Source organism: Streptomyces lacaronensis (assembly GCF_047337785.1).
Lineage (GTDB): Bacteria > Actinomycetota > Actinomycetes > Streptomycetales > Streptomycetaceae > Streptomyces > Streptomyces lycopersici.
In genome coordinates, this window is sequence record NZ_JBLHDK010000003.1 from 11040979 (window position 1) to 11052276 (window position 11298).

Genomic DNA, 11298 nt, shown 5'->3' on the forward strand with positions numbered 1-11298 from the left:
GAAAGGAAAGCGCATGGCACGCACCAGACATCCGCTCGCCGCCCTGATTCCCTTACTCGCGTTCCTCGCCGTTCTCGTCCCGCTCGGCGCCGGTACGGCCCACGCCGAGTCCAACGGCGGGGTGAAGGTCATGCCGCTGGGCGACTCGATCACCGACGGGTTCAACGTCCCGGGCGGTTACCGCGTCGGCCTGTGGCAGAAGCTCACGGCGGGCCGCTACCAAGTCGACTTCGTCGGCTCGCTCTTCAACGGCCCGTCCGGCCTGGGGGATCACGACCACGAGGGCCACTCCGGCTGGACGATCCAGCAGATCGACGACAATGTCGTGAACTGGCTGCGCACCCAGAACCCGCATACGATCCTGCTGCACATCGGGACCAACGACATCTATGGCAGCAACCCCGCCGGGGCGCCGGCCAGGCTCTCCACCCTGATCGACCACATCACCGCCCAGGCGCCGAACGCGGAGCTCTTCGTCGCCACCATCACCCCGCTGGGCTTCATGGACTCGACCGTACGGGCGTACAACGCGGCGATCCCCGGCATCGTGCAGAGCAAGGTCAACACGGGCAAGCGCGTCCATCTGGTTGACATGTACAGCGCATTGACGCCCGCGGACCTGGCCGACGGAGTGCATCCCAACGCCGGTGGCTACGACAAGATGGCCGACGTCTGGTGGCGGGCGCTGCGGTCGGTGCCGGGCAGCATCGGCAACCCCTCGTTCGCCACCACCGGGTCCGGGGCGCATGGCAACGGGTCGGCCGCACGGGCGGCATGAGCCGCCCCTCCACCGTCACAGCCCAGGAGGGACCGTCATATGAACCACACCCCCGCCTCCGCGGAAACCGCGCGCACGCCCAGGCGACACCCAAGGACACCGAGGTCGGTGGCCGCGGCGTTACTCGGCGGCGTACTGCCGCTGCTCGCCGCACTGTTCCTGCTGGCACCGCCACCCGCGGCGGCCGCCTCGCTCACCGAGGTCACGGGCTTCGGCAACAATCCGAGCAACCTCCGCATGCACGAGTACGTGCCGAACAACGTCGCGGCACGGCCCGCCGTCCTCGTGGCGGTGCACTACTGCACGGGCTCGGGGCCCGCGTTCTACTCCGGTACCGAGTTCGCCTCCCTGGCCGACCGGTACGGCTTCATCGTCATCTACCCCTCCGCCACCAGAAGCGGCGCCTGCTTCGACGTCTCCTCACCACAGGCGCTGCGCCACGACGGCGGCAGCGACCCGGTGGGCATCGTCTCGATGGTCCGCTACGCCCAGCAGCGCCACAACGCCGACCCCAACCGGGTGTATGTCACCGGCGCCTCGTCGGGCGCCATGATGACCAACGTCCTGCTGGGCGACTACCCGGATGTGTTCAAGGCGGGCGCGGCCTTCGCGGGCGTGCCCTTCGGCTGCTTCGCCACCACCGACGGATCCGGCTGGAACACCGCCTGCGCCAACGGCACCATCACCAAGACGCCGCAGGCGTGGGGCGATCTCGCACGCGGGGCCTACCCCGGATATCAGGGCGCCAGGCCGAGGATGCAGCTGTGGCACGGCACCGAGGACGGCACCCTGCGCTATCCGAACTTCGGCGAGGAGATCAAGCAGTGGACCAATGTGCTCGGGGTGAGCCAGACCCCCGTCTTCACGGACCATCCGCAGTCCTCCTGGACCCGCACCCGCTACGGCGCCACGGGCAACCAGGCCCCCGTCGAGGCGATCAGCGTTCAGGGCACCGGACACTCCCTCCCGACCGCCGGAATGGCCGCACGGGCCATCACGTTCTTCGGCCTGGACGCCGGATGACCCGCTGACGGGCCGAGAACACGGAGAACGAGCCGACACGGTGAACCGGCCGACACGATGATGGGAAAGGCGCCTCGGGGCCGCCGAAACCGGCCCCTTGGCGGCCTTCCTCGGGAAAGGGGAGCGCGTGGACCGCGACATACGCACGGTGGACGATGTCTTGAGACTCCTGGACGGCCTCTTCGCACCGGAGGCCGACCGCTGGACGACCGATGGCGCCTCATGGTGGGACGGTTTCTACACGGACCGCGCGCGATGGGCTCCGAACTGCCCGACGGGGCCTGCTACCACCAGTCCGCGCTCCGCGGTGGCCTCGCCTGCACACCGGATTCCCTGCGCTGGATCTTCTCCGAGCTGACCGAGGTCGAGTTGCGCCGTATGCGCGACGAGCCGTCCGACTCCCCGGTCTTCGGGGAGCGGCTCTGAGGACGGCCCTTTTCCGCCGCCCGGCGCGGGCGGGGAGCACCGCGGCCCGAGGTGCCGCTGACGGTCAGTGTGCCGGAGTGGGGTCCGATACCGACACATCGGCCGAGGCCGAGGCGTCCCCGAGGCCGGTGTTCCACCGCTGGTCGTGCCGGTCCTCGGCCGAGCGCAGCTCGACCTCGCTGTCGGGGTCGTCGCCGTCCGGGGTGACCGCGAAGTCGGGTGCGATATGCGGGCGGATCACCCCGGCGCGGTCGACCGCGAACCGCAGGTTCTCGCCGTTGTCGCCATCGGCGGACGAGCACGGCCAGATGCCGACACCCCGGTCGGTGTCCCCGCGCGAGTCCAGACAGAAGTCGGGGTCGGCCTCGGTGTGCAGCAGCCCCTCCGAGTCCAGCCGCCACCGCTGGGTGTCGCTCCCGCTGCACTGGGCCAGGACGGCGTCCGTGCGCTTCTCCAACTGCTGGTCGCGGATGTCCAGACAGAGCCCGGAGGCGGCGTTGATCACCGCCGCGAAGCTGTCGTCCGGAATCGGGGCGGCGGGCGCGGGGGCGGTGCTCGGGGGAGTGGTGGCGGGGGCGGTCGTGGGCGGTTCGGTCATGCCACCGGGGTTCGGCGGGCGCCGCGGCCCCTTCGTCGGAGCCGGCGTATCCGTCGTCGGGTCCGACGAAGGAGCCGCCGGAGTGGCCGTGGGAGCAGGGGTGTTCGCGCGGCCGGCCGGGGCCATGTCGTCCCCGTCGGACACCAGGAGGGTGACGGTGAGGGCCACCACCGCCACTGCCGCCACCGCGACCAGCGCGGCCGTCGCGGGCGGCCGGGAGCCCGGCCAGGCCCGTCGGCGCCAACCTCCCGTGGACCCACCGTCCATCGGCGCGTTCGCCGCGGCTCCGGCGACACCGGTGGGCCCCACCGGCGGATACGGCGGCGGGGGAGCGGGGGCCAAGGGAGGCTCCGGGGCCGGCGGCTCCACGGACGACGGCGCCGCCGATCCCACCGAGGGCACACCGCCGATCGCTTCCCCCGCGACGTAGGCCGTTCCGCCCCACCCCAGGAGCCCATCGGCGATCACGGGCCGGGGATCCTCGTCCATCCGTATCAGGTCGCCGTACACCCCGGCACACGAAAGGCACCCGGACAGATGGCGTTCCAGGTCGTCGCAGCGCCGGGGGTTCTCCGGCCGTACCGCGGCCTCGATCAGGCCCCGGAACCCCCGACACGTCTGCTCGCCGCCACGCTCCAGATGGATCCGCAGCCATGCCTCGCGCAGCGCGCCCTGAGCCGTCTCCCGGAGTGTGGGGACGGTGTGCGGCGCCACGCCCGCGAAGGTGGCCACCACCGTATCGGGCTCCTCCTCCACCACGCTGTACCACAGGACATCGCGGGTGCGCGCCGAGAGGGTGAGGAAGCCGTCGAGCATGGGCGAACGCTCCCTCGGCCCCGGGAGTCCGGCCGCGCCGCCCGTGGTGGTACCGGAGTGGCCGAGCCACTCGGCGAACGCGGGATCCAGCCGCTCCTCCCGGCGGCCCTCCGCCCAGGTGGCGGCCACCCGCTGGACGAGCAGCAGCAGATGGTGGCGCCACGGCCCCCAGGGATCGATACCCCGGCAGGTCTCCTGCGCGGCGAGGCCGAGGGAGAGGTCGGCGAGCTGGTCGGCGTCGGCCTGGGTCCTGCCGCAGAGCCGGGCGTAGGACAGCACCGCCGAAAGGTGGCGCTCCCTCAGTTCCTGGGTGGCGGGGAGGGCGGTGGGTGCCCCGGAGCGGATCCGCTCGGTGAGCTCCGTGTCGGACAGTTGGGCGTACGACCGCTGCCCGGTGGTGGCATCGGGTTCGGTTCCGTGCGGGTCGGTCACCCTCACCACTCCTCGCGTCACCGACAGTGAGACGGGTGCCCATAGTGGTGGAGGGCGCGGGTGCGGGTAAAGGTATCCGCCGGTAACTCCCCTGAGGCGACAATTCTTTACCGGTCGGTTGGCTACCGACCGGTTGGCTACCGACCGGTGGTGAAGCGGCCGACGAGTCGGCGTTTGAGCACCTTGCCGCTGGGGCCCAGGGGGAAGGCGTCGATGAACTCCACCCGGCGCGGGTACTTGTGCCCGGCGAGCCGCTCCCTGGCCCACGCCACGATCCCGGAGCCGAGCGCCGCGTCCGGGGCCGTTCCGGGGCGTGGCCGCACCACGGCGCACACCTCCTCGCCGTACACCTCGTCGGGCAGTCCGATGACGGCCACCTGGGCGATGGCCGGGTGGCGCATCAGCACGTCCTCCACCTCACGCGGGTAGACGTTGTAGCCGCCGCGCACCACCAGGTCCTTCTTGCGGTCCACGAGGGTGAGGTAGCCCTCCGCGTCCTTGGTGCCGAGGTCGCCCGAGCGGAACCACCCGTCGACCAGCACCTCGGCCGTGGCCTCCGGGCGGTTGAGGTAACCGGCCATCACATTGTGGCCACGGATGACGATCTCACCGACCGCGCCCGTCGGCAGCAGCTCGACGCGGTCCTCCACATCGGCCGCGGCGATCTCCGCCTCGACACCCCAGATCGGGCGCCCCACCGTCCCCGGTTTGCGCGGCCACGCCTTCTGGTTGTAGGCGACCACCGGTGATGCCTCGGTCAGCCCGTACCCCTCGTAGATCGGGCAGCCGAAGACCTCCTGGAAGTCCTCGAGCACCTTCACCGGAAGCGCCGAGCCGCCGGAGAAGGCGCGGTCGAGGGCGGGGCGGCGGGGGTCCTCGGCGGCGGCGTCGAGCAGGGCCAGATACATGGTGGGCACGCCCATGAAGACGGTGCACCCCTCGGTGACCATCAGGTCCAGCGCCCGGGGGCCGTCGAACCGGCTCATCAGCACCATCGTGCCGCCCGCCAGGAAGGTGGTGCTCATCCCGCAGGTCTGCCCGAAGGTGTGGAACAGGGGCAGACAGCCGAGCAGCACATCGTCGGGACCGAGGTCGAACGGCGAGCGCATCGTGGTGCTCACGTTCATCACCAGGTTGAACTGGGTGATCATCGCACCCTTGGGATGGCCGGTGGTGCCCGAGGTGTACAGGACCACGGCGAGGTCGTCCGGCTCGCGCGGGACACACCGCTCGATGGGCGCGGCGCCGTCGGCGAGGGCGTCCAGCCGTGGACGGCCGCCGTCGTGCTCCTCCAGCACGGTGACCACGGGAATCCCGGCCATCTCCGCGCCCTTGGCGCCCTCGGTGAGCATCGGCGCCCCGCAGACCAGCACCTTCGACTCCGAGTCGCGGAGCACATGGACGATCTCATCGGCGCGCAGCAGACCGTGCACCGGGACGGCCACGGCGCCGAGCGCCAGCACCCCGTAGTACACCATCGGGAAGTGCGGGGTGTTCGGCAGCAGCAGCGCCACCCGGTCGCCGGGGCCGATGCCCTGGTCGCGCAGTACGGCGGCGTACCGCCGGGTGGCGTCCCACAGTTCGCGGTAGGTGATGCGCCGTGAGCCGAAGACGAGCGCGGGGTGGTCCGGGCGCCGCAGTGCGGACTCGGCGAGCACCGCGGCCGCGGTGAGCGTCATGCCCCGGCCCGCTGGGCGGCCAGCCGCTGCTTGTCCGGCTTTCCCGCGCCGGTCAGCGGAAGGTCGTCATGGAAGGTGATGGCGGCCGGCACATGCTTGGGCGAGAGCTCACCGGACACATGGTCGAGCAGCGAGGTGAAGTCGGCGGCCCCGCCGGGCCGGAGCACCACGGCGGCGTGGATGTGCTCCACCCGGTCCCCGTCGGCCACTCCGTACACCGCGGCCTGGGCCACATCGGGGTGGGTCAGCAGCGCGTTCTCGACGGCGGTGGGATGGACCTTGATCCCGTTGGTCTTCATCACCTCGCCCACCCGGCCGTGCAGCCGCACATAGCCGCGCTCGTCGAGGGAGCCGAGGTCGCCGGTGTGGACCCAGCCGTCGCGTACGGCCTCCGCGGTCAGCTCCGGCTCCCGCCAGTAGCCGAGCATGTTGAACGGCGACCGCACACAGATCTCGCCGATCTCGCCCACCGGCAGATCGCGCCGGTCCTCCAGGTCACGGATGCGCACCTCGGCGGTCAGCCGGCCGGCGGTGAACCGCAGTTCGGGGTCGAAGTGGTCCGGCGGGGCGAGCAGGCTGATCCCGCTGGTCTCGGTGGTGCCGTAGAACTGGAGCAGCACCGGGCCGAACACCTCGACCGCCTCGGCCAGCCGGGCCGGGGCGGCGGGGCAGCCGCCGTAGGAGATGATCTGGATGCTCGACAGATCGGTGTCCTTGATGGCCGGGTGGTCCACCAGCATGTACAGCTGCGGAGGGGTGAGGGTGAGTGCGGACACCCGGTGGCCCTCCACCGCGTCGAGCACCGCGCTCGCGTCGAAGCCCTCGTGCAGCACCACCGTGCCACCGGAGGCGAGTGCGAGGTCGGCGCCGGAGCCGTTGGAGTGGCTCACCGGCAGCGTGGACAGATAGGTGATCGGACCGGGTGCCTCAAGTCCCGCCCGCAGATAGAGAGTTCGGACGCGGAAGGGAAGTGTCACACCCTTCGGGGTGCCGCTGGTGCCACTGGTGAACAGGACCACGGCCGGGCGCTCCGGGTCGGTCTCCACGACCGTCAGATCGAAGGCGTCCGCGTCACCCGTGGTCAGATCCAGCACATCGGGGCCGAGGGAGCCCAGCGCGGCGAGCCGGGGCGGTTCCGGCAGACGCTCGCACAGCTCCCGGGCCAGGCCCAGGTTCTCCTCGTCCACGGCGAGGAAGGTGGCGCCCGTCTTCTTCAGGATCTCGTGCCGCTCGCGGGTGGCCAGCTGATCGGTGGGGTCCACCGCGTTGGTGGAGTGCAGATGGACCACCGTGGCGCCGATGAGGTTCGCCGCATAGCGCAGAATGATGGTGGCCGGGGTGTTGGCGACCGTCAGCACGGCCACGACCGGAATTTCTTCCTCCGCTATCTGGCGGCGCAGCAATTCCGCCGCCGCGACCACGGTGCGGGTGAACTCACCGGCGGTGAACCGCTCGTCGTCGCGGAGCAGGGCAACCCGCTCCGAATCGGCCGATAGAGCCTCGAGGACCCGTCGGACGTAATTGTCGGTCGGAGACATCGAAACTCCAGTTCGCCGTGTGTGCCGATGAGTTCAAGGTGCCGTTTCCCGCTGAAGGATGACACCCTGCTCCCGGCATGGCAACCTTCTTCCATCCACCCGTCAGTTTCCTGCCGTGAAACCGGGCCGGATGTGCGGAGGTTGCCTTTCGGCATACCGATTGACGGCCGACCGCATGTAGATTGGCGTCGGCGGGGGGTCGCTACGGCTCATCCCGCTTTCTGCGCGATTCTCAAGTAGCCTAAAAGCGAAGTGAGTGGACGTGACGACCCAATATCTGGACCTGTTTTCGCGCCTCACCGAAGGTTCTGACGGTGGAAAGCGGGAGTTCCTGGAGATCGGACGGCTCGCCGGTCAGTTCCCCGCCGCCAGCGTCAGCGGTGTCGAGGACACCTCCCGGATCAGCGTCTGGTGCAGCAACGACTACCTCGGCATGGGGCAGCACCCGGCCGTCCTGGAGGCGATGAAGGAAGCCGTCGACGAGTACGGGGCGGGTGCCGGCGGCTCGCGGAACATCGGCGGCACCAACCACTACCACGTAACTCTGGAGAAGGAGCTCAGCGCGCTCCACGGCAAGGACGACGCGCTGCTGTTCACCTCCGGCTACACCGCCAACGACGGCGCGCTGTCCGTCATCGCGGGCCGCATGGAAGGGTGCGTCGTCTTCTCCGACGCGCTGAACCACGCCTCCATCATCGACGGCCTGCGCCACAGCGGTGCCCAGAAGCGGATCTTCCGGCACAACGACACCGCGCACCTGGAGGAGCTGCTCGCGGCCGCCGACCCCGATGCGCCGAAGCTGATCGTCGCCGAGTCGGTCTACTCGATGAACGGCGACATCGCGCCACTCGCGGAGATCGCCGACATCGCCGAGCGCCATGGTGCCATGACCTTCCTCGACGAGGTGCACGCGGTGGGCATGTACGGCCCGCAGGGCGCGGGCATCGCGGCGCGCGAGGGGCTGGCCGACCGGTTCACTGTCATCATGGGCACGCTGGCCAAGGGTTTTGGCACCAACGGCGGGTACATCGTGGGCCCGGCGGAGGTGATCGAGGCGGTGCGGATGTTCTCCCGCTCCTTCATCTTCACCACCGCGATGCCGCCCGCCGTGGCCGCCGCGGCCCTCGCCGCCGTCCGCCATCTGCGCTCCTCGGAGGCCGAAAGGGAACGGCTGTGGGCAAACGCACAGTTGATGCACCGGCTGCTGAAGGAGCGCCGGATCCCGTTCATCTCCGACCTCACCCACATCGTGTCCGTGCTGGTGCGGAACGAGGCCCTGTGCAAGCGGATGTCCACGGCCCTGCTGGAGCGGCACGGCATCTATGTGCAGGCGATCAACGCGCCCAGCGTACGGGCCGGTGAGGAGATCCTCCGGGTGGCACCCGGAGCCGTGCACTCCACCTCCGAGGTCGAGATGTTCGTCAAGGTCCTCGACCAGGTCTGGGAGGAGCTCGGCGGCCCCCGCGAGGACGCCGAAATGCGGTTGCGCAATGAGGCCCACCGGGGTTAGGCAAAGGTGGCGCAAGGCATATCGATCTTGCTTGACACGCCTTGGCGGCGGGAGGTTTGATGAGCCCACGCGAACAGCTGGGTGATTCTTGAGACCCGCTAGCGGAACGGGGATCTCGGGGGAGCAGTTCATGGGGTGCCGCGGCGATGTGGCACGCTTTGGCCCGGCGCGAACGGGTGGAAACGGGGGTTTCGGGGTGACGCTTGCGTATGTCCTCGACGGTGGTATGAACGATCAGCCGGGAGCCGGCGCAGAGCTGTATGAGCTCTTTCCGAGTGTGCAGCACACCTATCAACGAATCGCCGAGTGGACGGGTATCGACGTCCAGCGGATATTCGAAGAAGAACGGCAACCCGGACAGGAGCACCGACAAGGGATCGGTGCCATTCGTCAGGCCGCGGCCGTATTAGGAATTGCGGATGTTCTCGCCGAGGAATACGGCATAACACCGGCCGCCGTATGCGGACTGAGTTTCGGCGCACTGGTCGGCGCCACTCTCGCCGGAGCCGTAGAGCGTGAGGATCTCTTCACCCTTCTGATGCGATTGCGGGAAGTACCCCCGCCGGCCGCGGACAACGGCCCACAGGCCGTCGCCATGCTGCGGATCCCCTACGACACCGCCGCCGCCGACCTGCTCGCCGACGTCCCCGATGTGTATCTCTCCGCCGACCTCGGGAAGGTCGGCACGGGCCAGGAGCGCATGGTGCTGCTGGGCGGCTACCGCTCCGCGCTCCAGGAGTTCGGCGGGGGGTTCCCGGCCGGTGCGCTGCATGTGTCCGACGACCACGGCGCGGCCTTCCACTCGCCGCTCCAGCAGCACATCAGCGACTACCTCGAGCCCACGCTGGAGGCCATGGCCTTCCACGACCCACGGGTGCCCGTGCACTCGTGCATGGAGCGCAAGGCCCTCACCACCGCCGAGGAGATCCGCGATCTCTTCCGCCGCAACCCCACCGCCCCCGTGAGCGTCCCGCACATGATCGGCGGACTGGAGGACGGCGGCACCGAACTGGGCCTGGTGCTCGGCCCCGCCGCGTTCGGCACCTTCCAGAACGCGGAGTTCCCCGTGGTCCACGTGGAATCCCCGGACCATGTCTTCGAGGCGATGACCGCGGTCTACGACTTCGGCATCGAACTCCCTTCCACGGAAGCCGGGGTGACCCAGTGAAGGACGTGACCGAGCAGATCGACCAGTGGCTGTCGCAGGACATCGACGCCTGGACCCGCCGGGTCGTCCGCCGCCACTTCGACCCGGACACCGGCACCCCGTACTGGCTCAAGCGCGCGGCCGAACTCGCCATCGATCCACGGGACATCACCCGCTACGACGAGCTGACCGCGTTCGGCCCGATGCCGCTGGGCGACCTGCGCACCCTGGACCCCGCCGAGCTCGTGCCCCAGGCCGTGCCCCGGCCCCTGAGCGGCCGGATCTGGGACTCCGGAGGCACCACCGGCAACCCCTGCCGGGTGTTCTACACCGAGCCGATGCTCGAGCACCGCGCCGCGTGGCGGCGCTGGGTGATCGAGCGTGAGGGGTTCGAGCCCGGCCGCACCTGGCTCCAGGCCACCCCCACCGGTCCGCATCTCATCGGACAGGGCGCCGTGGATCTGGCCGACCTGTACGACGGCCGGGTGTACGGCATCGACTTCGATCCACGCTGGGTCAAGCGGCTGCTCCGCGACGGCCGGCTGAAGGACGCGCAGGAGTACACGGCCCACATCACCGAGCAGATCGCCGCGGTCCTGGAGCATCAGCCGGTCGACTACCTCGTCACCACCCCGGCCCTGCTGCAGGCCCTGATCAAGGCGAGGTCCGAACTGGTGGCGCGGCTCAAGGGCGTACGGCTCAGTGGGACACACGCCACCCCCGCCATGCGCAGATCCTTCCACAAGGCCCTGGGCGGCGGACTGGTCGTCGTCACCTACGCCAACACCTTCGGCAACACGGTGGGCCTGCCCGCGGAGGACGACGGCGCCCTCATGCCGTACCTGCCGAACTACCCGCAGGTGACCATGGCGGTCGTCGACAAGGACGACTGGTCCGAGGTGGTCGGATACGGCGAACAGGGCCAGGTCCGGCTGACCGTCCTGCACGACGACCTCTTCCTGCCCAATGTGCTCGAGCGCGATCTCGCGGTGCGGTACGACACGGGCCCGGAGTGGCCGTGTGACGGCGTCGCCAACGTCAAGCCACTGCAGGTCGTGCGATCGGCGCCGGAAGGCATCTACTAGGCCCCGCCAGACCCACAAGACATCCACGAGGCACGGGGAACACGGTCCACGAATCACGGACTGGGGCCACCGGCCACAGGGCATGAGCGCTCCGCGTGGCATCCGCCACGCGGGAGGGCACCGCCCGCCCATGTCCCGTCCGTTCCCCGCCCGCTTCGTCATCTCGTTCTCCTGTCCCGCTGTCCTGCCCGGACGCGGCGCAGACCTTCGCGTTGCGCCGGGGTGCACCCGGCGTCCTACGTTCCTGGATCCAGGGAGTCACGCTC

Annotated in this window: 7 protein-coding genes and 2 pseudogenes; 6 read left to right on the forward strand and 3 right to left on the reverse strand. The window is 69.9% G+C overall.

Translation table 11 applies throughout. From position 1 onward, the window contains the following. Positions 1-13: 13 nt before the first annotated feature. The 3 genes and pseudogenes from ACMTAK_RS47730 to ACMTAK_RS47740 all read left to right on the forward strand — a co-directional run. On the forward strand, positions 14-778 hold the full coding sequence (locus ACMTAK_RS47730; RefSeq protein WP_413811961.1) for an SGNH/GDSL hydrolase family protein: 765 nt from the start codon (positions 14-16) through the stop codon (positions 776-778). Between the two features lie 39 nt (positions 779-817). Then, positions 818-1798 (forward strand): annotated as a pseudogene (locus ACMTAK_RS47735) (extracellular catalytic domain type 1 short-chain-length polyhydroxyalkanoate depolymerase); the annotation flags it as partial. Positions 1799-1928: 130 nt separating this feature from the next. After that, positions 1929-2253 (forward strand): annotated as a pseudogene (locus ACMTAK_RS47740) (hypothetical protein); the annotation flags it as partial. Between the two features lie 38 nt (positions 2254-2291). Here ACMTAK_RS47740 and ACMTAK_RS47745 read toward each other — a convergent pair. The 3 genes from ACMTAK_RS47745 to ACMTAK_RS47755 form a co-directional block, all read right to left on the reverse strand. After that, positions 2292-4073, reverse strand: a complete 1782-nt coding sequence (locus tag ACMTAK_RS47745; protein ID WP_413811962.1) for a ricin-type beta-trefoil lectin domain protein — start codon at positions 4071-4073, stop codon at positions 2292-2294. A 137-nt stretch (positions 4074-4210) separates the two neighbouring features. Beyond that, complete coding sequence (locus tag ACMTAK_RS47750; protein WP_413811963.1) at positions 4211-5752, reverse strand: long-chain-fatty-acid--CoA ligase; 1542 nt, start codon at positions 5750-5752, stop codon at positions 4211-4213. Continuing rightward, positions 5749-7290 carry a class I adenylate-forming enzyme family protein gene (locus ACMTAK_RS47755; RefSeq protein ID WP_413811964.1) on the reverse strand — a complete coding sequence of 514 codons (1542 nt, stop codon included), beginning with the start codon at positions 7288-7290 and terminating at the stop codon, positions 5749-5751. Before ACMTAK_RS47755 ends, ACMTAK_RS47750 begins: the two co-directional genes overlap by 4 nt. Positions 7291-7546: 256 nt before the next feature. Between ACMTAK_RS47755 and hemA the strand changes: the two genes are divergently transcribed. From hemA to ACMTAK_RS47770, 3 genes are all read left to right on the forward strand, one after another. Continuing rightward, positions 7547-8800 carry a 5-aminolevulinate synthase gene (gene hemA / locus ACMTAK_RS47760; protein ID WP_413811965.1) on the forward strand — a complete coding sequence of 418 codons (1254 nt, stop codon included), beginning with the start codon at positions 7547-7549 and terminating at the stop codon, positions 8798-8800. Positions 8801-9026: 226 nt separating this feature from the next. After that, complete coding sequence (locus ACMTAK_RS47765; RefSeq protein ID WP_413811966.1) at positions 9027-9968, forward strand: ACP S-malonyltransferase; 942 nt, start codon at positions 9027-9029, stop codon at positions 9966-9968. Beyond that, a complete protein-coding gene (locus ACMTAK_RS47770) occupies positions 9965-11032 on the forward strand; it encodes an acyl-CoA synthetase family protein (protein ID WP_413811967.1) in 1068 nt (355 codons plus the stop codon). The genes ACMTAK_RS47765 and ACMTAK_RS47770 overlap by 4 nt, the downstream gene beginning before the upstream one ends. Positions 11033-11298: the final 266 nt, after the last annotated feature.

What these genes read in the sequence shown, in the direction of transcription:
- ACMTAK_RS47750 (WP_413811963.1), bottom strand. Translation starts at nt 5,752, where the DNA reads ATGACGCTCACCGCGGCCGCGGTGCTCGCCGAGTCCGCACTGCGGCGC.
- ACMTAK_RS47730 (WP_413811961.1), top strand. Translation starts at nt 14, where the DNA reads ATGGCACGCACCAGACATCCGCTCGCCGCCCTGATTCCCTTACTCGCG.
- ACMTAK_RS47755 (WP_413811964.1), bottom strand. Translation starts at nt 7,290, where the DNA reads ATGTCTCCGACCGACAATTACGTCCGACGGGTCCTCGAGGCTCTATCG.
- ACMTAK_RS47765 (WP_413811966.1), top strand. Translation starts at nt 9,027, where the DNA reads ATGAACGATCAGCCGGGAGCCGGCGCAGAGCTGTATGAGCTCTTTCCG.